The organism is Gardnerella sp. KA00255 (assembly GCF_049244095.1).
Taxonomy (GTDB): domain Bacteria; phylum Actinomycetota; class Actinomycetes; order Actinomycetales; family Bifidobacteriaceae; genus Bifidobacterium; species Bifidobacterium vaginale_F.
In genome coordinates, this window is record NZ_CP058374.1 from 1,177,820 (window position 1) to 1,204,342 (window position 26,523).

The 26,523-nt window shown below is 43.4% G+C and carries 20 protein-coding genes, 2 rRNA genes and 2 pseudogenes; 16 read left to right on the forward strand and 8 right to left on the reverse strand.

Annotated elements, in window-relative coordinates; genetic code table 11:
• Nucleotides 1–287 precede the first annotated feature (287 nt).
• The 7 genes from HXT51_RS04770 to HXT51_RS04800 all read left to right on the forward strand — a co-directional run bounded on the left by HXT51_RS04770 (nucleotide 288) and on the right by HXT51_RS04800 (nucleotide 9,884).
• A 23S ribosomal RNA gene (locus tag HXT51_RS04770) occupies nucleotides 288–3,348 on the forward strand.
• Between the two features lie 159 nt (nucleotides 3,349–3,507).
• Nucleotides 3,508–3,624 (forward strand): 5S ribosomal RNA (gene rrf, locus HXT51_RS04775).
• Between the two features lie 355 nt (nucleotides 3,625–3,979).
• On the forward strand, nucleotides 3,980–4,411 hold the full coding sequence (rplK, locus tag HXT51_RS04780; protein ID WP_004118588.1) for a 50S ribosomal protein L11: 432 nt from the start codon (nucleotides 3,980–3,982) through the stop codon (nucleotides 4,409–4,411).
• 14 nt (nucleotides 4,412–4,425) lie between these two features.
• The gene (gene rplA / locus HXT51_RS04785; protein WP_103085051.1) at nucleotides 4,426–5,121 is read left to right on the forward strand and encodes a 50S ribosomal protein L1; all 696 of its coding nucleotides are present in this window, start codon (nucleotides 4,426–4,428) and stop codon (nucleotides 5,119–5,121) included.
• Between the two features lie 468 nt (nucleotides 5,122–5,589).
• The gene (locus tag HXT51_RS04790) at nucleotides 5,590–6,108 is read left to right on the forward strand and encodes a hypothetical protein (protein WP_258004279.1); all 519 of its coding nucleotides are present in this window, start codon (nucleotides 5,590–5,592) and stop codon (nucleotides 6,106–6,108) included.
• A gap of 1,458 nt (nucleotides 6,109–7,566) precedes the next feature.
• Entirely contained in the window at nucleotides 7,567–8,994 is a 1,428-nt protein-coding gene (locus HXT51_RS04795) for a hypothetical protein (RefSeq protein WP_103085054.1), read from the forward strand.
• 347 nt (nucleotides 8,995–9,341) lie between these two features.
• Nucleotides 9,342–9,884 carry a peptidylprolyl isomerase gene (locus tag HXT51_RS04800; protein WP_421776289.1) on the forward strand — a complete coding sequence of 181 codons (543 nt, stop codon included), beginning with the start codon at nucleotides 9,342–9,344 and terminating at the stop codon, nucleotides 9,882–9,884.
• A 93-nt stretch (nucleotides 9,885–9,977) separates the two neighbouring features.
• On the opposite strand, the gene HXT51_RS04805 is transcribed toward HXT51_RS04800, so the two are convergent.
• From HXT51_RS04805 to lexA, 3 genes are all read right to left on the reverse strand, one after another.
• Nucleotides 9,978–10,688 (reverse strand): hypothetical protein, encoded by a 711-nt coding sequence (locus HXT51_RS04805; protein WP_421776290.1) that lies wholly within the window; start codon nucleotides 10,686–10,688, stop codon nucleotides 9,978–9,980.
• 130 nt (nucleotides 10,689–10,818) lie between these two features.
• Entirely contained in the window at nucleotides 10,819–11,295 is a 477-nt protein-coding gene (locus HXT51_RS04810) for a Panacea domain-containing protein (protein ID WP_415692511.1), read from the reverse strand.
• Nucleotides 11,296–11,500: 205 nt separating this feature from the next.
• A complete protein-coding gene (gene lexA / locus HXT51_RS04815) occupies nucleotides 11,501–12,220 on the reverse strand; it encodes a transcriptional repressor LexA (RefSeq protein WP_415692510.1) in 720 nt (239 codons plus the stop codon).
• A 156-nt stretch (nucleotides 12,221–12,376) separates the two neighbouring features.
• On the opposite strand from lexA, the gene HXT51_RS04820 reads away from it, so the two are divergent.
• The 3 genes from HXT51_RS04820 (at nucleotide 12,377) to HXT51_RS04830 (ending at nucleotide 13,391) form a co-directional block, all read left to right on the forward strand.
• On the forward strand, nucleotides 12,377–12,706 hold the full coding sequence (locus HXT51_RS04820; RefSeq protein ID WP_415706439.1) for a LysM peptidoglycan-binding domain-containing protein: 330 nt from the start codon (nucleotides 12,377–12,379) through the stop codon (nucleotides 12,704–12,706).
• A 278-nt stretch (nucleotides 12,707–12,984) separates the two neighbouring features.
• Nucleotides 12,985–13,131, forward strand: a complete 147-nt coding sequence (locus tag HXT51_RS04825) for a hypothetical protein (protein ID WP_421776291.1) — start codon at nucleotides 12,985–12,987, stop codon at nucleotides 13,129–13,131.
• Nucleotides 13,132–13,163: 32 nt separating this feature from the next.
• Nucleotides 13,164–13,391, forward strand: a complete 228-nt coding sequence (locus tag HXT51_RS04830) for a hypothetical protein (RefSeq protein ID WP_421776292.1) — start codon at nucleotides 13,164–13,166, stop codon at nucleotides 13,389–13,391.
• Nucleotides 13,392–13,651: 260 nt separating this feature from the next.
• On the opposite strand, the gene nrdR is transcribed toward HXT51_RS04830, so the two are convergent.
• Nucleotides 13,652–14,113 carry a transcriptional regulator NrdR gene (nrdR, locus tag HXT51_RS04835; protein WP_103085060.1) on the reverse strand — a complete coding sequence of 154 codons (462 nt, stop codon included), beginning with the start codon at nucleotides 14,111–14,113 and terminating at the stop codon, nucleotides 13,652–13,654.
• A gap of 236 nt (nucleotides 14,114–14,349) precedes the next feature.
• Here nrdR and nucS point away from each other — a divergent pair, with 236 nt between their 5' ends.
• Nucleotides 14,350–15,090: an endonuclease NucS gene (gene nucS, locus HXT51_RS04840; RefSeq protein WP_421776293.1), complete on the forward strand. Its 741-nt coding sequence runs from the start codon at nucleotides 14,350–14,352 to the stop codon at nucleotides 15,088–15,090.
• Between the two features lie 358 nt (nucleotides 15,091–15,448).
• Here nucS and HXT51_RS04845 read toward each other — a convergent pair.
• Nucleotides 15,449–15,646, reverse strand: a pseudogene (locus tag HXT51_RS04845) (hypothetical protein); the annotation flags it as partial.
• A gap of 161 nt (nucleotides 15,647–15,807) precedes the next feature.
• On the opposite strand from HXT51_RS04845, the pseudogene HXT51_RS04850 reads away from it, so the two are divergent.
• Together HXT51_RS04850 and HXT51_RS04855 are read left to right on the forward strand one after the other, a co-directional pair.
• Nucleotides 15,808–15,990 (forward strand): annotated as a pseudogene (locus HXT51_RS04850) (LacI family DNA-binding transcriptional regulator); the annotation flags it as partial.
• A 379-nt stretch (nucleotides 15,991–16,369) separates the two neighbouring features.
• Nucleotides 16,370–17,713, forward strand: a complete 1,344-nt coding sequence (locus tag HXT51_RS04855) for an ABC transporter substrate-binding protein (protein ID WP_421776294.1) — start codon at nucleotides 16,370–16,372, stop codon at nucleotides 17,711–17,713.
• A 180-nt stretch (nucleotides 17,714–17,893) separates the two neighbouring features.
• Here the strand turns inward: HXT51_RS04855 and HXT51_RS04860 are convergent, their stop codons facing one another.
• On the reverse strand, nucleotides 17,894–18,907 hold the full coding sequence (locus HXT51_RS04860; protein WP_421776295.1) for a LacI family DNA-binding transcriptional regulator: 1,014 nt from the start codon (nucleotides 18,905–18,907) through the stop codon (nucleotides 17,894–17,896).
• Between the two features lie 301 nt (nucleotides 18,908–19,208).
• Here HXT51_RS04860 and HXT51_RS04865 point away from each other — a divergent pair, with 301 nt between their 5' ends.
• The 3 genes from HXT51_RS04865 to HXT51_RS04875 all read left to right on the forward strand — a co-directional run bounded on the left by HXT51_RS04865 (nucleotide 19,209) and on the right by HXT51_RS04875 (nucleotide 21,686).
• Complete coding sequence (locus tag HXT51_RS04865) at nucleotides 19,209–20,060, forward strand: carbohydrate ABC transporter permease (RefSeq protein WP_103085065.1); 852 nt, start codon at nucleotides 19,209–19,211, stop codon at nucleotides 20,058–20,060.
• Nucleotides 20,057–20,890, forward strand: coding sequence for a carbohydrate ABC transporter permease (locus HXT51_RS04870; RefSeq protein WP_103085066.1), 834 nt, complete (start codon nucleotides 20,057–20,059; stop codon nucleotides 20,888–20,890). Before HXT51_RS04865 ends, HXT51_RS04870 begins: the two co-directional genes overlap by 4 nt.
• Before the next feature lie 187 nt (nucleotides 20,891–21,077).
• Entirely contained in the window at nucleotides 21,078–21,686 is a 609-nt protein-coding gene (locus HXT51_RS04875; protein ID WP_103085067.1) for a DUF624 domain-containing protein, read from the forward strand.
• A 151-nt stretch (nucleotides 21,687–21,837) separates the two neighbouring features.
• Here HXT51_RS04875 and malQ read toward each other — a convergent pair whose 3' ends face one another.
• The gene (gene malQ / locus HXT51_RS04880; protein ID WP_103085068.1) at nucleotides 21,838–24,087 is read right to left on the reverse strand and encodes a 4-alpha-glucanotransferase; all 2,250 of its coding nucleotides are present in this window, start codon (nucleotides 24,085–24,087) and stop codon (nucleotides 21,838–21,840) included.
• Between the two features lie 313 nt (nucleotides 24,088–24,400).
• The gene (gene pulA / locus HXT51_RS04885; protein WP_421776296.1) at nucleotides 24,401–26,485 is read right to left on the reverse strand and encodes a type I pullulanase; all 2,085 of its coding nucleotides are present in this window, start codon (nucleotides 26,483–26,485) and stop codon (nucleotides 24,401–24,403) included.
• Between the last annotated feature and the right edge of the window lie 38 nt (nucleotides 26,486–26,523).

The following is a 26,523-nucleotide window of genomic DNA, read 5'->3' on the forward strand; positions in this document are numbered from 1 at the left end:
GTTTTTGGGTTCCCGGATTGCCACCCCCCTTGTTTTGGGGTTGTAGTCTGTGACTCATGGGATGCGCGTTAACGTGTTTTTGTTAGTGTTGTGTTTCATGGTGTTGTGGTGGTTTGAGAACTGGATAGTGGACGCGAGTAAGAATAGTGAGACTTTATTGTTTTGCTTGTTTTTACTTTTATCAATTTCAACCGGCTCCATTTTGGTGGAGTCGTCTTGATCGTTTTATGATCTTTTAGTGTGATGATTAGTTGTCTAGAGTATTTTGCTGGTAGGTCTTATTAGTTTGTATTACTGGTAAGGGCGTATGGTGGATGCCTTGGTAGACAGGACCGATGAAGGACGTGACGGGCTGCGATATGCCTCGGGGAGCTGCCGAGTGGGCTTTGATCCGAGGATTTCCGAATGGGGAGACCCGGCCATTGTTATGAGTGGTCACCATGTTTTTGCATGGGGGGTACGCAGGGAAGTGAAACATCTCAGTACCTGCAGGAAAGGATACTCCGTGAGTAGTGGCGAGCGAAAGCGGATCAGGCTAAACCGGGTGCGTGTGATAACCGTCAGGTGTTGCGTGCTCGGGGTCGTGGGATTGATTGTTCAGCCTCTGACGGGGTTGAGAAGAGTGATAAAATGTCGTGCTAGGTGAATGGGATTGAATTCCCAGCCGTAGAGGGTGATGGCCCCGTAGCTTGTCGTGCGATGTCTCTTTATGTTTATTCCCAAGTAGCGCGGGCCTCGTGGAATCCCGCGTGAATCTGCCCAGACCGTTGGGTAAGCCTAAGTATTCCTGTCTGACCGATAGTGTACTAGTACCGTGAGGGAAAGGTGAAAAGCACCCCGGGAGGGGAGTGAAATAGTTCCTGAAACCGTGCGCTTACAATCCGTCGGAGCCTTTTTAATGGGGTGACGGCGTGCCTATCGAAAAATGAGTCTGCGAGTCAGTGGTATGTGGCGAGGCTAACCCGGGTGGGGGAGCCGTAGCGAAAGCGAGTTTTAAAAGGCGTTTGAGTCGCATGTCCTGGACCCGAAGCGGGATGATCTAGCCCTGAGCAGGTTGAAGCGCGGGTAAGACCGTGTGGAGGACCGAACCCACCTAGGTTGAAAACTGGGGGATGACTTGGGGTTAGGGGTGAAAGGCCAATCAAATTCCGTGATAGCTGGTTCTCTCCGAAATGCATTTAGGTGCAGCGTCATGTTATTGCTTGCAGGGGGTAGAGCTACTGGATGCTTGCGGGCCCATACCGGGTACTAATAGCAGCCAAACTCCGAATACCTGTTAGGTTTATCATGGCAGTGAGTCGGCGGGGGATAAGCTCCGTCGTCAAAAGGGAAACAGCCCTGATCGTCGTCTAAGGTCCCTAAGCGTGTGCTAAGTGGGAAAGGATGTGGAGTCGCATAGACAGCCAGGAGGTTGGCTCAGAAGCAGCCACCCTTGAAAGAGTGCGTAACAGCTCACTGGTCTAGTGGTTCCGCGCCGACAATGTAGCGGGGCTTAAGCACGCCACCGAAGACGCGACTGCGTGATTTAGTTCGCGCGGGGTAGGAGAGCGTCCTGTATGGGGTGAAGCGGCAGTGTGAACTTGTCGTGGACTTTACAGGAGTGAGAATGCAGACATGAGTAGCGAGAGACAGGTGTGAATCCTGTCCGCTGAATGACTAAGGGTTCCGGGGCCACGTTCGTCGTCCCCGGGTGAGTCGAGTCCTAAGGCGAGGCCGACAGGCGTAGTCGAATGGATGAACGGGTTGATATTCCCGTACCGGTGTTACACCGTTCGAACTGAATCTGAGAGTACTAACCTTCATTTATGAGTTGGCTGCCTTTCGGGGTTGTTGGCTTGTTTGTGTTGGGACTGTATCGGTAGTAGGTTAGCGTGGGAGTGACGCGGGTAGGTAGCCGGCTGCGGAGGTGGTTTTCCGTGGCTAAGCGTGTGGGCTGTCTCCTAGGTAAATCCGGGGGATGTTAAAGCTGAGGCGTGATGGGTAGGCTGTAAGGCTGATTCCGGTGATCCTGCTTGCCGAGAAAAGCTTCAACGTGAGGTGTGATTCCGCTCGTACCCTAAACCGACACTGGTGGTCTGGTAGAGTATACCGAAGCGATCGGGCGAATCCTGGCCAAGGAACTCGGCAAATTACTCCCGTGCCTTCGGCATAAGGGAGACCCTTGATGGTGATGTTTTTTACAAGCGGAGCTGTTGGGGGTGGCACAAGCTAGGGGGTAGCGACTGTTTACCAAAAACACAGGAGCGTGCGAAGGCGTAAGCCGCTGTATACGCTCTGACGCCTGCCCGGTGCCGGAAGGTTAAGAGGATCCGTTAGCCCTCGGGTGAAGCGGTGAATTTAAGCCCCGGTAAACGGCGGTGGTAACTATAACCATCCTAAGGTAGCGAAATTCCTTGTCGGGTAAGTTCCGACCTGCACGAATGGCGTAACGACTTCCCCACTGTCTCGGCCAGGAGCCCGGCGAAATTGCAGTACGAGTAAAGATGCTCGTTAAGCGCAGAAGGACGAAAAGACCCCGGGACCTTTACTATACCTTGGTATTGTCGTTAGGTGTGGATCGTGTAGCATAGGCGGGAGGCTGTGAAGCGTGAGCGCTAGCTTGCGTGGAGTCGTAAGGTGAAATACCGCTCTTTCCATATCTGGCGTCTAACCTCAGCACGTTATCCGTGTTAGGGACAGTGCCTGGCGGGTAGTTTAACTGGGGCGGTTGCCTCCTAAAGAGTAACGGAGGCGCTCAATGGTCCGCTCAACCCGGTTGGCAATCGGGTTTTGAGTGTAATCGCACAAGCGGGCTTGACTGTGAGACTGACGGGTCGAGCAGGGACGAAAGTCGGAGATAGTGATCCGGTGCCGGCGTACGGACGTGGCATCGCTCAACGGATAAAAGGTACCCCGGGGATAACAGGCTGATCATTCCCAAGAGTCCATATCGACGGGATGGTTTGGCACCTCGATGTCGGCTCGTCGCATCCTGGGGCTGGAGCAGGTCCCAAGGGTTCGGCTGTTCGCCGATTAAAGCGGCACGCGAGCTGGGTTCAGAACGTCGTGAGACAGTTTGGTCTCTATCCTCTGCGCTCGTTGGAATGTTGAGGAGACCTGCCCATAGTACGAGAGGACCTGGGTGGACAAACCTCTGGTATGCCGGTCGTCACGCCAGTGGCGCTGCCGGTTAGCTACGTTTGGAAGGGATAACCGCTGAAAGCATCTAAGCGGGAAGCCTGCTCCAAGATTAGCATTCCTTGCACTTAGTGTGTGAGCCCCCATGAAGAACACGTGGTTGATAGGCTGGATGTGGAAGCCCTGTAAGGGGTGGAGCTGACCAGTACTAACGGGCGATAGTAATATACTCTTTTAAGCTTATGGTTTAATATTCTGGTTAGCTTGGAGTGTTAAAAGATTCTGCGTTTAAGTTTGTTGAGATTGGTTTGATTGTTACTCGCGTTCATGTCCGGTTCCCTAACCGCCACTATTCCGCTCATGGTTTACTGTGAGTGTTATAATTAAGTTTGCGGTGGTCATGGCTCAGGTGAGACGCCCGGTCCCATTCCGAACCCGGAAGCTAAGGCCTGACACGGTGAGGGTACTGCACTCGATAGGGTGTGGGAGACTAGCACGCCGCCGCATTATTCTTCTAGCGGGGAGTTAAAACTCCCCGCTTTTTTATTACCATCACACAGAGGTGTTCCAATATTCACTGCCTTTAATTTGCTATCGGCTATTTGTAAGCGTCTTTTCTAATGCAATATCTTGCAAGTAGTCGCTATTAGGTGGCATAATAGGAAAGCTTGTGTCTGGAGGAGGAATCCGCTAGCACAGCACAGCAATACAAGATGCGGGAGGAAGCTGCAAAACAGCTTTATAGCAACGTTTCGTAAGTGTTTATACGTTTTCGAACGTTTTGCATGTTTTATAAGAAGCGACTATAGAAGAGTTTGCAGCAACCGTTTGGACCGCTTGTACAAGAAAGAAGAACCATATTATGGCTCCGAAAAAGAAAGTCTCCGCGCTTATTAAGCTCGAGATTCAAGCTGGTAAAGCAAATCCAGCTCCACCACTGGGTCCAGCATTAGGCTCCCACGGCGTGAACATCATGGACTTCTGCAAGGCCTATAACGACCAGACGAAGGACAAGATGGGTCAGATCGTCCCAGTAGAGATCACCGTTTATGAAGATCGTTCCTTCACTTTCATTCTGAAGACCCCACCTGCCGCTGCTTTGTTGCTTAAGGCTGCTGGTATTCAGAAGGGCACCGAGAATCCATTGACTCACAAGGTTGGTTCTGTGACCAAGGCTCAGGTGCGCGAAATCGCCGAAATTAAGATGCCTGACCTCTCCGCACGTGACGTCGAGGCCGGTATGAAGATCATCGCGGGTACTGCTCGCTCGATGGGTATTACCGTTACCGACTGAAAGGGAGTGTAGAAATGGCTAAGCGTTCTAAGAAGTATCGTGAAGCGGCTGAGAAGATTGACCGCAATAACCTGTACACCCCAGCTGAGGCTATTGCTTTGTTGCAGAGCATGCCAAAGCACGCTTTCGACGAGTCCGTTGAGGCTGTTATGCGCCTTAACGTGGATCCTCGCAAGGCTGATCAGTTGGTTCGTGGCGTAGTTAACTTGCCAAATGGCACCGGTAAAACCGCTAAGGTTTTGGTGTTCGCTCGTGGTCCAAAGGCTACTGAGGCTCAGGAAGCTGGCGCTGACATCGTTGGCGATGACGAGCTTATCGAAAAGGTTGCCGGTGGCTTCCTTGACTTCGATGCAGTCGTTGCAACCCCAGACATGATGGGTAAGGTTGGCCGCTTGGGTCGTGTTCTCGGTCCTCGTAGCTTGATGCCAAATCCAAAGACTGGCACCGTGACCATGGATGTTGCCAAGGCTGTGGCTGATATTAAGGGCGGTAAGATTGAGTTCCGCGTGGATCGTCAGGGCAACCTGTCCTTCCTCTTCGGCAAGCTCTCCTTCGATGCTAAGTCTCTTGAAGAGAACTTCAAGGCTGTTGCAGACGAAGTTCGCCGCTTGAAGCCAAGCACCATCAAGGGTCGTTACATTACTAAGGTAACCGTTACCTCCACGATGGCTCCTGGCGTTCCAGTTGATATCGCCAGCATTGCTGCCTGATTTGTTGCTCACATAGTTTGTGTGAAAGCATAAGCTAGTAAGTAATGAATTAAGTTTAAAGCTTATAAACGCTGAAAATGTGCTCTTTTTGAGTTATGTTTTCAGCGTTTTTTTATTTGTGTTGTTTGTGTTGTTTGTGTTGTTTGTTTGTTTTTATTTGGTTTATTGTTTTATTTTGTTTTTTCGATAATTGTTTTGGAGAATACCCTCATTTTGTGGAATAACCTGGAAATAACAAGGAAATAACCAGGAAATTATCAATGATCAGCTGGGATTGTTCCTAGTCCTAAATCTTTTTTTATTTAGTGTTTTTCCTTGAAAATCTTTTTATTTGTGAAAAATTGGTGTAACCTGTGCCCTGTATTCTAATTGGTGAATTCCAGTTAGCATATTTCAATTTTAATAACGGTATCTCACTTTCATATCTGTCTTGTGCTGTGTGGAAATGTGATAAAAAGGATTGAAGGTATGAATATGTTGAGCAAGAAGTCAATCGCTGCTCTCGTTGCGGGTGCTACTTTGCTTGCCGGTTTTGCAATGGCAACTCCAGCAATGGCTGAAGATTTAGGTTTGCCACCAGTAGTAACATCTGATCCACTTGGTGGTTCTTCTAATAGTGAGCCAGCAACTGTAGAAAATAATGCTCCTGCTACTGCTAAGAAGTCAGGTAAGGCCACTGCTTCAGCTGAAGTTCAGGTTCCAGACCGTTCCAACTGCTACAAGAACTATTATGGTACTGTAGTTTGCGTTCCAGCCACCAAGCCATTGTATGATAAAGCTTTGTCTGGAAAGTTCGATGACCCTGTTTCTCCTGCTAAGCCAGCCGCTAAGCCAGCTAAGGAAGCAAAGCCAGCTGCTAAGCCTGCAGCCAAGCCAGCTGCTAAGCCATCTGCATTGCCTAAAACTGGTGTTGCTGTAGCTTTGGTTGCTGTTGCTGCTTCTGCTCTTTCTGGCATGGGTGTTGCTCTTCGCAAGTTCCGTCACTAGAGCTTATTATTGCAGACGCTGACTTTTTGTTTATAACTTTTAATTTATAGATTTTCGTTTATAATTTTTTGTTTTGCGTTTGCTTTAATTATTACTGTTATGTGGTGTGAAACCTTTTGGTTTTGCGCCACTTTTTTGTTTTGCGTTCGCGATTCGACTGCGAATCGACCGAGCTTAAAGCAGAATAGTGTGCTGCTGTTTAAGGTTCATGCTGATGTTGCTGAGCTCTCGGAGTTTCTCTCATAGCAGGCGCTTTGACTGAGTTTGAAATTGCATAACGCATTTCAAACTCCTTCAAAGCGTGATTTGGCTTAATTGTGAAGCACAGTGCGCTTCACATGCCAAATCAGCCGAACGGCTATGCCGTGAGGATCAGCACTCACGTCCTCGCTTGCGTTGAAAGCGAGTGTATGGCTCTGGCGGTGAGGAATAAGGATTACTAGCGCGACGACCTGCTTGAGTGCAGCATTGCGCGCACGAAAGCAATTCGGAGCGTGAGCTTGCTCAAAGTTGAAAGCACAGTGCGCTTTCAACGCAAGCTCAGCCGAGCGGCAATTAGCCGTGAGGATAGACGTTACGCTCTCGTGAGGTACATGGTTTTTATGCTTGTGCTACTAGTGTTTGGATTCTTAGTTAAGTTTTGATTCCCAATAGGATTGGATTATGTGGGAGTTTATTTAGAATCGCTCCACTCTTATATTGCTCGACCAAGCAATCCTTATCCCTCACTGCTACCCGGTGATGCACACATGGGCGAAAAATATTAAATCTCTGCCTAACTAATAGCATTGCGTACTCAAGCAGGTGTCGCGCTTGCGCACCTTCTAAGTACACAAAATCGGGGAAGTGTTCTTGGTTTTGTGTACTTAGAGAGCGTGTCGATAAACAAAATCGGGGTAGGGTTCTTGATTTCGTGGACTTATATACCCTGTAAGTAAACAAAATCAAGAAAATGCATGGGCGAAAAATCTTAAATCTCTGCCTAACTGGTAGAAAAGCATCTATGGTAAGCAACTCACATTACTTACTAGCGTATTGTGTGACTGCTGCTTGATAGGTGGTGTATATATATTATCGGCGTGTCGCGCAAAAGTGGCGATATTGCAACGGTTTTGCAGATAGTTGGGGGAGTGCAGAAGAGTTTCCTGAGAGTTTCCTGGGAAAATTCTTGAAAATTCTTGAAAATTCATTTTTTAATATAAAAACAAGCATGATACTGTATTTTTTACGGTTTATGGTTTGTTTATCGTGTTTTATTAAAATATTTTATTTAAATTGTGGATAAGCGTGGGTTGATTGGCTCTTGACTTTTTCAAACGGGGGGGGGGTATCTTAAAAGCAAACGTCAGCCGCCCTAGATTTTAAGGCTGGCGATACCGCGAATTGTTTTAAAACAATCGTGGTGCAAATTTTTCTTCGCATACCCTAGTGCGAAGGAGAAGAAGAAAGGAAATTATTATGTTAAATAAGAAGGCTATCGCCGCTCTCGCTGCTGGCGCCACCCTCGTTTCTGGTTTGGCTTTCGCCACACCATCTTTCGCTGCTGAGACTCCTAAGAAGCCAACTGCTGAAGAGTGCAAGAATGCTCAGGACGATGTTAATGCTAAGAAGGCTGCTTTGCAGGATGCAAAGGATGATCTTGTTACCGCTAATGCTGCTAAGCGTCGTGCTCATAAGAAGCTTGATGCTGCAAAGGCTGCAGTAACAGCGTACAAGAATGCTGTTCAGAAGTTTGTTGATGCTAAGAATGCTATCGCTGATGTTGATGCAGCTGATTTAGTTGCTGTTGCTACTGCGCAGCAGAAAGCTAATAATGCCGCAAAGGATATTAAGACTGCTATCGATGCTGCACAGAACACGGGCGTGAAGTTGGAAACCGGCGCTCCAACTGCTCCAGCTGATTATAATGGTACTGCTCCTGATAAGAAGGCTTACGATACTAAGCTTGGTACCATCAAGACTGATGCTGAGGATACTAATGCTCAGAATGCTCAGGATGCAGTATCTGCAGCCCAGGATAAGCTCGATCTTGCTGAGATTCATTTTAAGAATCTTGGTTGCAAGGCCAGTGGTAATGAGCAGAATCCTCCTGCCAACCCACCTGCTAACCCACAGAATCCTGTAACTCTTCCTACCGTGGTTGCTGATCCAACTACTAAGGATGAGGCTATTAATGCTACTCGTTTAGCTGCTATGGTTTTGCAGAATGCTGAGAATGATCTTGCTAAGAAGAATCATGATTATAATGATGTAAAGGCTGCTTACGAGAAGGTTATTCGTGAACTTTCTGCTGCTAAGGCCAATCTCGAGAAGGCTCAGCATGATTTGGATGCCTTCTTGGCTTCTGGTGTAGATGATTCTGCTAAGGAAACTCGTTTGACTGATCTTCGTGATCGTGCTCAGGCTCATGTGACTCGTCTTGCTGCTGAGTTTACTGCTTTGACTCTTAAGTACAATGATGCTAAGACTGCTGCTGTTGCTGCTGGCGCTGCTTTTAAGGCTGCTAAGGCTCAGTATAAGAAGATTTACAATGAGGCTATTGCTCTTGGTGTGAATCCTGCTTTGTTGCCTGTAGTTGCTACTTCTGATCCTTTGATGCCAAACTTCGCTGATCCTGCTGGCGCTAAGGAGCTTTATGCTGAGGCTGTGAGCGGTAAGTTCGGTGACGCTGTTGCTGCTGCTGCTAAGAAGGGCCAGAAGGAAGCTAAGAAGGGCGAAGCTAAGAAGGGTGCTGCTGCTCCAGCTGGTGCAAAGCTTGATACCAAGGCTGCCGCTGCTGCTTCTGCTGCTCCTTTGAGCAAGACTGGTGTTACCGTGATGTTCACTGCTTTGGCTGCTTCCATGCTCGCTGGCATCGGTGCTGCTGTTCGCAAGTTCCGTCACTAAATAATATTTTCACATTCAACTTGTGGCGTGGAGCGTGTGTTTCACGCCACTGCTCGAACTGTTCATGTTTTAAGTGTTTGCTGGTTTGCCATTTACCTTTTCTTACTAGCGAGTGTTTAGAGTGTGATGGTTTGAGTGTTGAGTGTTGATACTGGTTTTGTTTTCCGCTAGGGACGGGTAATGATTCCAGGTTTTGAAAGGCTTACTTCGGTAAGCCTTTCTTGTTTATACAGCTATATTTTTGTAGCGTGACGACCTGCTTGAGCGCGCAATCCTATTAGTTAGGCAGAGATTTAAGATTTTTCTCAGCATGTTCAACAGTCTTTAACGTATGGGAAAATTATCGCATGACAAAAGCTATTATTAATACCTCTGAGGGTAAAATCGCAATCAATCTTTTTGATGATAAAGCGCCAAATACTGTAAAGAATTTTGTAGGATTGGCAACTGGAAGAATCGAGTGGGAAAATCCTGCTACTCATGAAAAGTCACGCGAGCCATTCTATGATGGCCTTATTTTCCATCGCGTAATCAAGGATTTCATGATTCAAGGTGGATGCCCATTGGGTAATGGAACTGGCGGCCCAGGATACGAGTTCGATGACGAGATTGATCCATCGTTAAAGTTTGATCGTCCTTATCTTCTCGCAATGGCTAATGCTGGTACGCGTCTTGGTTATGACGGTCGCATGCATGGCACTAATGGTTCTCAGTTCTTCATTACGGCAGTTCCTACTCCGTGGCTTGACGGTCATCATACTATTTTTGGTGAAGTTGCAGATAAAAAATCTTGCGAAGTAGTGGATGCTATTGAAAGCATTCCAACCGATCCGTCGGATTGCCCGATTGAGCCAGTTGGTATTATCTCTATTGAAATTGTTGAAGAATAATTTATATTATTTAGACTACGGATTTTAGTCGCGGATTTTAGTCGCGGTAATCCCGATGGAATAGGTTTTATCCTGCTCTATCGGGATTATTTTTTAATTTGTTTGCACAGTGCGAGGTCGCATAATTGGTCCCATTGTTTGTACGCCATCGTATTCGCATGGGCGCGTAAAGTTTAACTCATATAGTTCTTTTTCTTCTCCAAACGATTTCAAAATATTATCTAAAATTTCCTTTTCTTTTCTTATTTTGCATTCTTCTTCTTTTAATTTATTTAATATCCCGCTATCGTTTTCTTGAGTGCAATTCTTTTGTTTAGCTTCGTTTGCAGCAATACTTTTTAATAGAAATTCTCTTCTGAGCAGTAATATTTTCTTTCCGCCAGCGTGGTATCCTTTAAAACATTGATTTTTCCATTTTTTAGAATAGAGTGGATTGACTTTTTGCTTTTCTTTTTCAATGTCCGATTCAAATTTGTGATATAAAGACAATAGTTCTCTATAATCGAAATTTGTTTGTGAGCCTACTATTTTCGCGGCTGACAAATCGCTGGATAATGATTCGCGTATTCTCATGAATGTGCGAATCAATTCCTTTTTTATTTTTTCCTCTTTCTCTTTGTTTGATTCCATGAAGCTGCTATTTTTAGCCGATTTGTTGGATTGAGATGCCGGTTTTTCGTGGAACAAGCGTTTTCTTTCTGCGGCATAATGATCTTTTTCTAGCGAACTTTTGCTGTTTGTTATTGAATTTTTCTCTTGTATACAGGTATTTTGCGTGAGAGGACTATTATCTAGGGTTTTCATGAGTCGTCCTTTTACGTTTTAGAGATTTTAAAATTCAAAATCTTAAGATTTTAAGTTCCTATGGCTATAAGATTTTAAAATCTTAAGATTTTTATGTGAAATATTTATCGCTCTAATAAATAAGTGACAATTAGTGTCTGGTACGTTTTCGCTTACCGGGCACTACTGGGTTATATGTGTAAAATGTTCTTATATAGCCGTTGAGAATAATTTCTTCACAGAATTGGTCTTCTCTATACGGTATTCGAGCTATTCTCCAAGGCGTTTCTTTTGTGACTCGTTTATAAAGGTCAAATCCTGAGCAATCTTTTAGAATATCGCATACTTCGTCAATAAGATCTATCTGATCTTGATTGAGCGGATTTTCGCGCTCGTTCAACGAGAGTATTAGACATCCTTTGTGGATGACGATTTTATCTCTGTATCTATTTAGTAGCTCGATTGAAACTGGCCCGTTTTTCCAAGCTTCAAAATTTTCGTCGAACAGAGTTTTATTTGTACTAGCAAGACTATGCGCTTGAGCATAGTAGGCTAGTTTTTGCAACCTCATGGTTGTCATTGTTCCTAGATTATCTAGTATGCGGTCTGCCACGTTTACAACTGACATTTTAGCTTCCTTGCTTCGATGTATACGGGTCAAAACGTAGAAATATATAAATATACGGTCTGCTGCATTAGGGTATGCTTGTAGCTGTATTATTTATTATTTCTCTCTTAATTCCTTATTGGCCTCAGTAGTGAAATAAATAAGAAATTATGAACTATTATACTGGAAAAATTTCGTTACACAATATCGTATTGGGTATTTAATTTTAAATTTTTCTCAAAACTGTGACCACTTTGCCCATAATCGTCGCATTTGTGCCGTCAATTGGGGAATAAGTAGGATTGTGTGGTATTAGCCAAACGTGTCCGTTGTCGTTTCTGAATGTTTTAACAGTTGCTTCATTGTCTAGCAATGCGGCAACTATGTCACCATTGCAAGCGTCGTGTTGCTCGCGTACAACAACGTAGTCTCCATCGCATATTGCAGCGTCAATCATTGAATCTCCATGAACTTCTAGCATAAACAGATTTCCTGTTCCTGTTAAACGCTCTGGCAGTCGCATAACGTCGTCAATATGTTGTTCTGCTGTAATAGGCGTTCCTGCAGCGATTCTTCCAACAAGAGGTACGTCGTGTGATGTTTGAATGCTTTCGCTTTCATACATATCTACATCCACGCCTAAAGGTTCAGATTGTTGTCGCTGCGCGGACGAAGTTACTGGATTGTGCCCAATAACTTCAATTGCCCTACCTTTGTTTGCGCTTATTCGAATTAGGCCCTTTAATTCGAGCGCCTTTAATTGATGCTTAACAGAAGATGTACTTCGTAATCCGACTAATTCTCCTATTTCTCTGAATGAAGGCGGAAAACCATGAACTGCTATATTTTGCTGTATTGCATCCATGATTTTGCTCTGTCGCTCGGTCAGAGAAGCGGCATCGCTTTCTGTGGCAAAATCTGCCTGGTCGGTGCTTTCGTCGTTCATGGTTACTCCTTTCAAAATTTATATTAGCGCATGTTGTTCAAAAAATCAAACATATGTTCGACACGCCGTTGCATATTTTTTCAGACTGTGCAATTATTAAAACACTTGTTCGATAGAACAAATGTTCACAAGGAACTTTGAGTAAAGGAGAGATATATGAATAAGTCATCTGGAGTACGCTCTACTGGTAAAAACAGAGTGTCAAAGAACAATTTTGTGGCCAGAGTCAGTGTAGTTTTATTTGCTATTGCTGTTGCTTGGATTGTAATTATGCCTAAGGTTGCTGTTTCTGCTGCGCCAGAAAAGTTCGTCACATATACAGTCCGCCCTGGTGACACTTTATGGGGTTATGCCGCATCTATAACTGATAAAAATGGTAACGTTTCAGATACTGTTGAACATTTGGCTGAGATTAATAATCTTTCGTCTTATGATTTGCAGGTAGGTCAGACTATTAACGTTCCAGTATTAAATAGTGATAAATAACGGCAGACTTGTAAGCATTTTCAAAAATAACGATTCATTATTTCTTTTACGCATAAGTACTGTTGGAACACTTGATTAGAAGAAGAACAATATAAGCAATAAATGGGGGATTGATATGAGTTGGAATCAGGATGCAAAATGTGGGATATATATCTATGAATGCACTCCTATAAACATTGATACTATGCGGTATATCTATGCAAGTTTAAGCAATGAGTATTTTCTTGAGGACGAATGCTATAGAAAATTATTGCAAAAACGCATAGAAGCATATGTAGATGACTATTATTTGGAACGTATTTGCAGTTCAGGCTGTTCGAGGCGCTCAGGGTGTTCAGGGTGTTCAGGATGTTCTGGGTGTTTGGGGAATTCAGGGTGTTCGTGTTCACGTTGCTCATGTGATTTTGATGACTTGGATAGTTTGAGTTGTTTGTATGGCTTGTATGAATCAGATTGTTTGGATAGTTTGGAGGGATCTGAAGAGTTCTTGAGCTGTTGTTCTGATGATTTAGGACGGCGTTATTCTAACTATTCAGACTCTTACTCGGATGGTTCTGTGTATTGTTTGAATGGCTTTATCTGCCCAGGATGTTTAGAGTATTTGGCTTCGAAATATTCAGATTGCTATGAGGATTCGGAATGTTCGGATACTAGGCCTGCTATTTTGATGGTTTGTGACGCTTAAATGATTACTTTCCTTAACCCTATTGAGAATAAAATATGTGAGGCGAATGTCGACATAGACATTCGCCTCACAGGACATCATCTGGCGCATTCGTAAAAGCAACAATGCAATACAAACGCACATTATTTATTTGGAATGATGGTTACTCATGCGGAAACCAACATTCCAATTATACGCGGAACCGTGTATTTACTAGGGTAAAGCGTACTTGAGCGTAACGGCAATAGTATCCAACTTATGAGTATTACTTATGAGCGATACTATTCCTGAGTATTAGATTGGTTCTTTTTTAAGTCTTCAATAGCTTTTTCAAAATCTTTAAGGCCCGTAAAGTTTTGATATACGCTTGCGAATCTTAAATAAGCAACTTCATCAAGTTCTCGTAAAGGTTGCAAAATAGCTTTTCCGACTTCTTCAGAAGTAACCTGAGCTAAGCCTCGAGCTCTTAAATCAGCTTCGACTTTCATGCCGAGGGTTTTAAGAGCTTCTGAATCAATAGGTCTGCCTTGGCATGCTTTACCTACGCCTGCAACTACTTTTGATCTATCAAAAGGTTCAATAGATCCTGATCGCTTCATAACAAGAAGCTGTGTAGTTTCAACAGTGGTAAAGCGATTGCCGCACAACTGGCATTCGCGTCGTCTGCGGATGGAATAGCCATCCTCGCTGATTCGCGTATCTACGACTTTAGTATCAGAATTCTTACAAAAAGGACAATGCATAAGATAAGCATACTAGAAAATACTAGAAAATTAATATAGAAAGCGAAGAAAAATGATTTTAATTCACTAAATTATCAAAATGCAAGACAAAATTTCATAAATTTTATAATTTTTGACTTATATTGGCTCGTTTTAACTTACTTCATAATTTATTATGAACAAGTTTTAGTGCATAAATAACTCAAAAATTATACGATTCTATGGCTCACAGAGTGTAATTTTGTTATGCTTACGCTGTGCGAATTATTGTTGCTGATTGTAGTGCTGAATATTCAGGTAGACTTAACGCGTCACTTCCACTATCAAAAAGAGTGTTGCTTATAAAAGAAGACGGCAGTGTATTAATTTTCTCAGAGTTGGGATCGTACAAGCCGCTTAATTGGATGGCAGCTCCTTGCACTATGCGCATAGAACATGCATGCCAAGAAAAAGCAATAAAATCTAATGCATCCGATGCAAGCAATTGTTCTTCTAGTTATGCTTTAAGTGATGGTGATGTTATAAAAGTTGCGGCTAAAAAAGGCAAAGATGTATTAACGATTGTTTTGCAACGCGTATACGATGATCAGACACATGATCTTGGCGAAGACCCAGGTTTAGTAAAAGATGGAGTAGAAGATCATCTACAACGTTACTTAGCAGAACAAATTGAGAGAATCGGTAAGGGTGCCTCACTCGTTAGACGCGAATACCCAACAGCAATCGGCCCAGTAGACATTATGGCTGTTGACAGTGATGGAGTTCATGTTGCAATAGAGATTAAACGTCATGGAGGAATAGACGGAGTAGAACAGCTAACAAGATATTGTGAATTGCTTAATCGCGATCCACTCTTAAAACCAGTGCGTGGAATTTTTGCAGCACAAACGATTACGCCACAAGCACGAGTGCTAGCGCACGACCGTGGGTTTACATGCTTAATACTCGACTATGACGAAATGCGCGATACTGAATCTGACGAACTTCGTTTATTCTAACTCTGACGAGTGCGCGTAACAGCCTATGCAGAATCAACCATAAAGAACCGAACTTAAACCAAAGAATTAAGCCGAATCAGCAATACAAAGTAAAACAGTGAAGCGTTAAAAACAGGAAGAAGACGAATCAAACCCTGTAACAACAACCCAATAAGAGCAAATAAAAAGCTAAACAATCCATAAAGAGCCAAATACAAACCCAAAACCAAAAACAAAAAGCCGCACAACACGGAAAACAACAACAATCAGCGCATCGCAACAAACAAAAAGCCGCACAACACAAAATGTGCTATGCGGCATATGCGAGATGAGAAAAAGTGTTTTGTTCTTACTTGCCTCTTATCGCCTCTTATCGCTTTTACTTGCCTTGCATTACAGCAGCCATAGAAAGTACGCGAGAAGACTTAAAGACTTCATCAGTATGAACAACATGGCCGTTCTCATCAGCAAGAGGAATACGCCAGTTCGGGTACTCAGTGCTTGTGCCAGGCTGATTCTGCGAACGCTTTTCGCCAACAGCATCAACCAAAGCTACCTGCAATAGAAGCGGTGGTGAACAAGCAATCGTCTTCCATAATTCTGACGCTCGTGCCAAGGCTGCTGGCGAATTATAAATGGTGTAACTGTTGGAGATAGTTGGCGCCCCAATAAAGATAATTCTATGATCGTATTGCAAGCTCAACAGTAAAAATAATGTAGAAGTAAGAAGTGTGAAGCATGGGAAAGAAAATTACAATGCAGGATATTGCTGACGCGGCGCATGTCTCTAAATCTGCTGTCTCCTTTGCGTATAATACTCCTGATCGCTTATCATCAGAAACTGTAGAACACATATTTTCAGTTGCGAAGGAACTAGGATATGTGCGTAATCCTGTTGCTTATATGTTGCGAACTCAAAAGAAGGTATGACTTCTATGGGCGCTAATCAAGCATGGGATACTCTTAAGAAAGTGTTCGTGGACGGCTGGGAGAAGGAATATAAGATTGCTCACAGTAAGAGTTAGCTGCTAATTAAATAATTTGTTTTAAATTATGATTCTCAAGGGATTGCGCAATCGTTTGCTAAATTGTTGCGTAATCCCTTTAATTATTGCCAAAAATACGTGTTAATTTTATCGGAGATATTGGTGTGTGATATTTTTTATGACGACACGCGTTAATTTACTTATGCTATCGTTTGCAATATTGCAGCAGTTGAGGCATAATAAATATTGTCGATAAGGACACCTAGAGGTGTGGCAGTCCGATGACGGGATTGTCTGCATAGGAGAAAGGTTCGATGATGAATCGTACAATTAAATCAACAATTGCACTGATAGCTTGCTCAGCAATGGCTTTTGGCGCGCTTGCTGCTTGCGGATCCTCCTCAAGCGACAGCTCTGCTAAAGGTAAGGTTTATTTCTTGAACTTTAAGCCAGAAGCTGCAGATCAGTGGAAAGAAGTAGCTAAGGCATACACCAAGAAAACTGGTGTTGAAGTTAAGGTTCAAACTGCTGCTTCCGGAACTTATGAGCAGTCTTTGAAGAGCGAAATTAGCAAGGGTGACGAAGCTCCTACACTCTTCCAGATTAACGGCCCAGTTGGTTACGCAAGCTGGAAGGGTTACACTGCTGATTTGAAGGATACTGAGCTTTATAACCAGCTTCAGAACAAGGATATTGCTTTGAAGGATGGAGATAAGGTTGTTGGTATTCCATATGCAATGGAAACATACGGCTTGATTTATAACAAGGCTTTGCTCAAGAAGTACACCGGTCTTAAGGATGCTAAGGTAAAGTCTGCTGAAGAAATCAACTCCTTCGATAAGCTGAAGGCTGTTGCAGATGATATCCAAAAGCACAAGTCAGATCTTGGTGTCGATGGTGCATTCACTTCTGCTGGCTTCGATTCCAGCTCTGATTGGCGTTTCAAGACCCACCTTGCAAATCTTCCTTTGTACTATGAGTTCAAGGAAGATCATGTTACCAAGCAGCCTGCAAAGGTAAAGGGTACGTTCCTTGACGGTTACAAGAAGATTTTCGATCTTTACATTACTGATTCCACTACACCAGCAACGAAGATTGGTTCTAAGACTGGTGAAGATGCAAATGCTGAGTTCTCGCAGGGCAAGGCTGTGTTCTATCAGAATGGTACTTGGGCTTGGGGTGACCTCTCCAAGGCTGGTATGAAGGCTGAAGACCTTGGCATGCTCCCAATTTACATTGGCGCTAAGGGCGAAGAGAAGCAAGGTTTGGCAACTGGTTCTGAGAACTATTGGTGCATCAACGAGAAGGCATCTGACGCTAACAAGAAGGCAACTAAGGACTTCTTGAAGTGGTTGCTTACTTCCGATGCTGGTAAGGAAGCTATTTCTAAGAAGATGGGCTTCACCACTCCATTCAAGAGCTTCGCAGATATCAAGTCCGACAACCCATTGACTCAAGCAGCTGTTGAAGATGCTAAGTCCGGTAAGACTCCAGTAAGCTGGAACTTCACCGTAATGCCATCTGATAACTGGAAGAACGACCTCGGCTCCGCTTTGCTTGAGTACGCTCAGGGCACCGGCAAGTGGGATAAGGTTAAGAGCGCATTCGTGGACGGCTGGGCTAAGGAATATTCTCAGGCTCACGAAGATGACGACTGATCCATTAATAAATAAATAGACGTTACACCTGCTGACGTAAGCAAGCAAAGGTGACGTAAGCAAATCCGCTAGGATACTGGCACATAATAGTGCTAAGTCCTAGCGGATTTTGTTATTTAGATATCTTTGTTATTTAGATATCTTTGTTATCTTGATACCTTATAGAAAATTATAAAAGGCTTAGTCATTTAATAATGCGGCTGTACTTGAGCGCACAATAAGTTGCGCTGGAACAATGCGATATGGATCTTCAACTTTCTCTGTGTTTATAAGCTCAAGCGTGATATTTGCCGCAGTAGAAGCAATATCAACAGGGTCCTGCCTAATAGTAGTTAAGCCAGTTTCGTGCGCGTAAAAACTATCGTCAAAACCGATAATTGACACATCTTTTGGAGTGGAATACCCGCTGCGTGCGAGCTGAAACATAAGTGGTATTGCAATCCCATCTTCTTGGCATGCAATTGCTGTTGGCATAATTGAATTTCCAAGAAGCATAGAAACTATGGCACTTATGCGATCAGAATTAGCAGGTGCCACAATTTCTATAGGTGTAATTCCGCTATTTTGACATTCATCAATAAAAGAATGGTACCGCTGCAATACGCTGAAATGTAGTGAAACGTCACGAGTTGTGCGCACATATGCAATATTGCGATGCCCTAAACCTATTAAATGGCGTGCCATAAGTCTTGCACCTTGGTCATCGTCAATATTGATAGTCGCGTCAAAATCGCATTTTTGAGGGTATAAGCAGTTTATGCCAACAATTGGCACCCCTGTTGATTTAAGTTGTGCAATTTCGTTGGTATTTACGTCAAATGAGCATACAATAACGGCGTCAGCATTACGTCTAGTTGGGAGCATTGTGAAAAATTCGCTACGCTCTTTGCTGCTGGAAATCTGAAAAATAGATAAATCGTATCCAGCTGTGTGGAATACTTGATTCAATCCTTGAATAATAGATGCAGAAAACCATAGACGAATTTGATCGCTAATCAGTAAAGCGATGCGCAAGGTTTTACCAGATTTCAGTGCTGCTGCAGATTTCGAAATAGAAAAATTCAATTGTTTGGCAATTGCCAATACTTTATCGCGAGTGGATGCAGATACTAAGTTTGGTCGTGTAAATGAACGCGACACAGTAGAAACTGACACATGAGCTTTATTTGCTACATCTTGAATATTTGCCGACATGTGAACCCCTTTATTCGAGTATAACAAACGTGTAGCACAGCCTTGTGTTTAGTTGTTTAGTGTGAACTTTTATAGTTCGAAACAAACAAACGTTTGCAAACATTTCTATTTTAGCAAATTTTGCTGGAATACCAACGATAATAAGCAATTTTTTAAAACTAAATTTTGATATTTGTTTGAAGCGACATGTCGAAAATGACAACGTTTGACATAACTAATTCATGTAGTAGAATGAAAGTATTGGTTCAGGACAGCGATGTCTACGTAGATATCGCACTCAAAGAGGAGAAAGTGACGAGTCATGATTAGTATGAGCGGAAAGGCAATACGTAAATGGTGGTGGCTATTTGCGCTACCTACGTTTGCTGCGTTTATTGTTGGCTTCTTAGTGCCATTTATTATGGGTGTGTATTTGAGTTTTAGAAAATTCACTACTGTAACTGATGGTAAGTTTGTGGGTTTTCGTAACTACTATAGAGCTTTAAAAGATCCGCATCTTCTTTATTCGTTTTTGTTCACAACGTTTTTTGCAGTTATTACAACAATAATTATTAATGTTGTTGCTTTTGCGATTGCGTATTTACTTACTAAGAAGTTCAAGGGTACAACACTATTTAGAGCAGTGTTCTTCATGCCAAATCTTATTGGCGGTATCGTTTTAAGCTATATTTGGCAGCTTTTGTTAAATGGCATACTTGGATACTTCAATCGTACGATTACGTTCTCTGCAGTATTCGGTTTCTGGGGTCTTGTGATTGTTGTTTGCTGGCAGCAAATTGGCTATATGATGATTATTTACATTGCTGGTATGCAAGCTCTTCCTGGAGACGTTATGGAAGCAGCTGCTGTCGATGGTGCAAGCCCAAGCCAGACTTTATTCAAGATCACTATTCCATTGATGATGCCTTCTATTACTGTTTGCACGTTCTTAACAATTACTAACGGCTTTAAGCTTTTCGATCAGAACTTCGCATTAACTAATGGTGGTCCATCGAGGAAAACAGAAATGTTAGCTCTTAATATTTATAGGACTTTCACTACTCCAAGATGTGAAGGCGTTGGTCAGGCTCAGGCAGTCATGTTCTTCGTTATCGTGGCTGTTATTGCTATGGTTCAGAATATTCTCACTAGGTCGAAGGAGGTAGCAGCATGAACGAGAAGACAAAGTATCCTGCGTTATTGACGGTGCTGTTCACTTTTATAAGCTTGTTATGGATTTTCCCTATAGCTTTAGTAGTGCTGAATTCTTTCAAGTCTAAGGTTGATATTGCCAGCAATCCTTTTACTTTTAGTCCAAAATCGTTTGTTGGAATGTCTAACTACGTATTAGGCTCAAATCGTACTGATTTTCCTATGAGCTTCTTATGGACTGTGGTTGTAACTGTTGGCTCTGTGATTCTTATTCTTCTGTGCACATCAATGTGTGCATGGTGGATTGTTAGAGTTAATAATTGGTTTGCGAAACTGCTCTACGTGTTGTTCCTATTCAACATGATTGTGCCATTCCAGATGGTTATGTACACCCTTGCTTACATTACGAATACTTTGAAGTTGAATACTCCATGGGGCTTGTGGATTATTTACTTAGGCTTTGGTGCTGGTCTTGCAGTATTTATTTTCACTGGCGTAATTAAGGGTATTCCGCAAGAACTCGAAGAGTCTGCAATGCTTGATGGCGCTTCTGTGCCACGCATATTCTTCCAGATTATTGTGCCGATTATGCGACCTGCTATTATTTCGGTTTCAATCTTACAAGCAATGTGGATCTGGAATGACTTCCTGCTTCCGTTCTTGACGCTCGATCTCAACAAGTATAAGACTATTTCTATAGCTGTTCAGTATTTGAAGGGTGGCTATGGTTCCGTTGAAATGGGCGCAATGATGGGCTGCTTAGTTATGGCAATTGTTCCAATCATAATCTTCTACCTCATCTGCCAGAAGTACATTATTAAAGGTGTTATGTCTGGCGCAGTAAAGGGATAGATTAATTCTTCTCCAAAATTCCGGTGGCAGTAAAAGCGGCGGTGTGCGCATACTATATGTTTGTGCACACCGTCATTATTTTTAATAGTTACGCTAGTTTGTAATTAAGTGGTAGAGTTCGTTGTTAAAGGTATCTATAGATAGTAAAGCATAGGAATTGCGTCATAAAACCAGGAGATAGTATAGAATGTTTTTCTCGTTTGGAAGCCCAGATTCAAAGTTTGCGCAAGGCATGGAAACATTTGCTGATGCCGTGTGGCTTACAATATTGATGATTTTAACAAGCATTCCTTTAATCACTATCGGTGCTTCTCTTTGTGCAGGTCATGATGCTGCAAGACGTATAGAGCGAGGTGAAGGACATATTACTGCAGCGTATTTTCGTGCGTTTGCTAGCAATTTTTTGGAATCTACTATTATTTGGGCTGTAATGGGTCCGATTCTTTTTGCTATTATTTGGCTATGGCTTTGTGTGTGGTCTACTCCACTTTTAATTATTAAATTTATTCTGAGCATATTATGGGTTCTTATTGCCGAATGGGTGTTTGCACTGCAAGCGCGTTTTAAAAATTCAATCGATAAAACAGTGGTTAATTCTCTTATTTTTGGTATTTCTTATTGGAAAGAAACTCTTTTAATGGCACTGCTAGATATAGTGTTTATTGTGTTAATATTTGCATCAATCGTGTATCTGCCGCAGGGTTTACCTTTGTTGGTATTCATTGGTTGGGGATCGCTTATTATGCTTCACACGCCTTTGTTGGAGCGTGTTTTTGCAAAGTATATTAAGCAGTAGTTTCTGCAAATAATTAATGAGGCGAGCATCTATGACAATGCTCGCCTCACATAGGACATCATTGCAAGGAACATTTTGACTTGCTACTATGCAAATCATATTCCTTACGAGGGGGGAATAGAGTCAGTTCATCAGTAAACCAACTGTTAAATTATACATGCTTCCGTGTATTTTCGCCGCGCATAACTGCCGTCATAGATAGCACTCGTGGTGACTTAAATACTTCATCGGTGTGAACTACACGACCATCAGTGTCAGCAAGTGGAATACGCCAGTTTGGATACTCTGTGCTAGTTCCAGGCTGATTCTGTGAACGCTTCTCGCCGACAGCATCAACCAAAGCCACCTGCAATAGAAGCGATGGGGAAGTAAGCAATACAGCGTGCATACCCTCAACAATCTCTTGTACGTGACCCTCAACATCCTTAGCAGCATCTTTGCTAATCCAGCCGTTCTCAAGAAGCATCTTCATCATTGCATCGCGTTCAGCTTGAGCAGTCTCCTGGAACGTTTCTACGGAGTCTGTAAGCAGGTGAAGCTGCTCGCGAAGCTTTACATGCTCAAAGGCAAGATAACCAGCTGTAGGTGGCATATCGTGCGTAGTTACAGAAGCCAAAGCGTATTCGCGGTACGTAGAAGGATTTGCGTAAATAATTTCCTTCTTGCCAGCCTTCTTAAGTGCAGCTTCAGCCTCATCGTCATGAGTAAACCACTCAACAACTGTTCCAAGAACACCGTGAGCAGCAAGCACCTTAGAAACATACTTCGGTACAGTGCCCAAATCTTCGCCAATAACAACACCGCCTGCGCGAGTTGCTTCAATAGTGAGAACTGCGAGCATTGCATCTACGTTGTAGTACACATACGCGCCGTTTCTAGCACCTTGCCCTTGTGGAATCCACCACAAGCGGAAGAGGCCAAGAACGTGATCAATGCGAGCAGCTCCTGCATGCAAGAACACGTTATGAACCATGTCTCGGTAAGCAATATAGCCAGTTTCATCCAAGTAATTTGGATCGAATGGAGGTTGACCCCAATCCTGACCTTGCTGGTTGTAGAAATCAGGAGGAGCGCCTACGCTAACGCCATTAGCAAATCGTTCCGGACTCCACCAAACGTCAGCACCGTAACCGTGTACGCCAACTGCCATGTCTTGCATAAGACCAATTGCCATGCCAGCAGCCTTAGCTTCAGCGTGAGCTGCAGCAACTTGCTCATCAGCAATCCACTGAAGCCAACGATTGAACTCAAACAAGTCAGCATGTTCGCGCTTAAGTCGTTCAATTTGCGGAGTGCCTTTACCAGTAGTATCAAACCACAAATTCTCGCCCCAAGGAGCACCCCAAACCTCAAACGCAACACACCAGGTGGCAAAAGCATCAAGATCTTCACCAGAACGATGCTTAAACTCACTAAATTCGCGCTCGCGTTCTGCGGAACGAGGCTGCTTGAAAATAATACGCAACGCAGGAAGCTTGGCATCCCATGCAGCGTTGATATCTATAGGATTTGGATTGTTGTTTTGAGGTGCAATAGACTCATGCAATTGCTCTACTTTAGCAAGATTCTCTCCACTTAATTCAGCATATTCTGGAATATCTTGCGGACGAATATAAGTGACATTTAAGAACCTACGAGACTCAGGCAAGTACGGTGAAGGCTCAAGAGGTGTTACTGGAGCGCACGCATGAATTGGATTAATCAGCATAAAATCAGCCTTGCCGATTTCTCCAGCATCCTTAAGTAGACGACGCAAATCGCCATAATCGCCAATTCCCCAAGAATCTTTTGAACGCACAGAATACATTTGCGTCATGAATCCCCAACGTTGCTTTTGCTTAACGCTTTCAGGCAATGGAATACGCGCAGGTGCGGCAATCAATGTGACATCAGCATGTTGAGCCGTCTCACCATTCGCGTTGATTACTTTAGCATGCAAAGTGTGGTAGCCCATTGGCAAATCATCCGGAAGCTCAATGAACAAATCTCCATTGTCTTCGGATTGAATATCGCCTAACGAACCTTCATAATCCGTTCCATCTTCGAGTGTAAGAGAAATATGAATTTGCTCTTTTTGGGCATCTCCTGCGTGAATTGGCACACAAGTTTTAACACCATTAAAAGCAACTACAGTAGGAGGAAGCAATTCATTAGCTGTTTTTTGAGAAACGCGCTCATAAGAATCAGCAATACTTTCAGGCGTATCAGCCTTAAAACCTAAAGCGTCAAGAACTCCAACCAACGCTTCATCAGTAATCTCCGTATAATCGCCCAATTGATCGATATAAAAAGTAGCTACTCCGCATGCTTTCGCTAACTTAATAAGTGGACGCGCAAGACGTTCCGCACTTTCCTCAACAGCAGGCGTGCTTTTGTCTTCGCTTTTAGCCTCTTTGCTCATTATGCTCCTTTAATTACGGCACCTTCTTCAACTCATTGCACTTAGTGCCAAATGTGCAAACGAGAGCGAGAGTACAACAAAACTTAACGCATCTGTGGATTAAGCCGCACTCTAAAAAGCTATTATATAAATTATTGATATTGTTTGCAAATAAGTGTTTGCAGATAAAATAACAAAAAGGCGCAGAAGACCAACATTTTCTACGCCTATAAAACATGCAATCTGATTGAGATTGAGCTTACAAATTCCAGATACGACTAAACTACTCGCGCACAAGAACTACTCGCGCACAAGAACTACTCGCGCTCAAGAACTACTCGCGCTCAAGAACTACGAAAGTTCGCGACGGAATATGCAGAACTTCTGCAGCAGAGTCTAAACCAGCTGGATTGTTAGTTCCAGCTTGCCTTGCTTCACAAGTAGCAGAACAAGCCGCCGCATCAGAAGCGCCAGAACCACAAGCATCAGAACAAGCATCAGCACAATCGCCCGCAACCCAATCAGCAAAATAGCTGGAAGAGTCAAGTGCAATCTTCCAATTCTTGTGCTTTCCGTTGCTAGAGAGTTCAGGCAAAGTGACGGAAGCATCCGCATTATACATAGGATTGACGCACACAATCACGTCATCTCCAATAAGATCAGCTATTACAGTCTTATCGGATGCTTTAATTTGCGTACGAGTACCGTCATAGAAAGACTTATGCTTAGCGCGCAAAGAAATCAAATCGCTATACCAGCGTACAAGCGACTCATACTTTTGCGAACGCACCCAATCAAGCTGATTGATTTTCGCACCGCTCTTATAAGTATTATCGTTTCCGCCTTTAGTGCGGCCAAATTCTTCGCCGCTTAACATAAATGGAGTGCCTGCAGAGCACAAAACCATTCCGGCAGCAAGCATATTAGCTGTGAAAAGATCTGCTACTGAATGAGGATTCTTAGCGTAAAAATCAGAGTCGCTAGGCTTTTCTCGCAAAGAAATGCAGAGTTTATCCCACAGAGTCAAATCGTCATGAGCGGAAATATATTGGATAATTTGTCCAACTTTCTTACCAGCGGAAGGAGTACCGCGCCATCCGTTTAACGCTTGACGAGCCGAATCCGCAGTCCAAAACTCATTTCCATTAATGTAACCATGCTCGTGATGATCCATAACGTTACCTTTAAGAGTATCGCGAGTTTCATCACTAAACCAGCCAATTCGATCGTCCAAATTATGTCGACCGAGTTTATCTCCCATGGTTGTTCCTTCAGGCACTGCAGTATAACCAGCAGACCATGGTTCGCCATACATGAGTATGTCTTTCCCGCCAGGAAGTTTATCAAGAGCTTCTCGAGCTTGATTCAAAGTATCAGTGTCAATCAAACCCATAAGATCAAATCGGAATCCGTCAATGTGGTAGCACTTAGCCCAATGCAACAAAGATTCAATAATAAATCTGCGATACATAGGATGCTCGCTAGCCATGTCGTTGCCGCATCCAGAGCCGTTAGAAAGTATATTTTCTTCGTTACGCCTGCAGAAATACCCTGGGGCGGTTTGCTCGAAAGCGTTGTCGGAATGATACATGTGGTTGTAAACTACGTCCATTACAACGCGCAATCCATTCTTATGAAGGGCAGCAATCATAGCTTTGCATTCGCGGATTCGTGCAGTGCCATCATAAGGATTAGAGGAATAAGCTCCCTCTGGAACGTTATAAGCGCTAGGATCATATCCCCAGTTATAAAGCTGATCGATGTTTTCGCCGTTTTTGCGAGCGTCGTAAATGTTGATTTCATTCACAGTGCAAAAATCATAAATTGGCATGAGCTGGACATGCGTAACGCCCAACTTTTTAAGATAGTCAATACCTGTTGGGGATGTAACAGTTTTACCGTTGATTTCAGAAGTTACAGTCGTGTGCTCATCCGTGAAAGCTAAGAATCTTCCGCGATGCTCAGGCTTAAAACCGCCATTAACATCATTGCTGAAATCAGATACGTGTGTTTCCCAAATAACAGTAGAGTGTGCAGAGAATTTTGGAGATTTATCTTTTTCCCAATTGGCTGGAGCGACACGATTTTCGTCGATTACTAAGCTGCGCTCGCCGTTGACGCCACTTGCGATGCCCCATGGATCGCTTGTGCGATTAACTTTTCCGTCTTGGAAAGCGATTAGATAATCATAATAAATTCCGTCAAGTCGTTTACGTACGTTAACTTTCCAAGCGCCGTCATGATGAGGTTTTAATTCATAAGATTGAGTTGGTTCGCTATTATTTCCGGTTTCAAAAAGTCGCAATGTTACTGAAGTTGCAGTAGGTGACCATAGCGTGAAAGTAGTGGACTTTGCGTTAAGAGTGAATCCAAGTGATCCCTCGTAAGTTGGCCATTGTGCTGAAGGTAAAGAAGTCATAAAACAATCCTTCTGATTTTGTTTTATTCTGCAGTTTT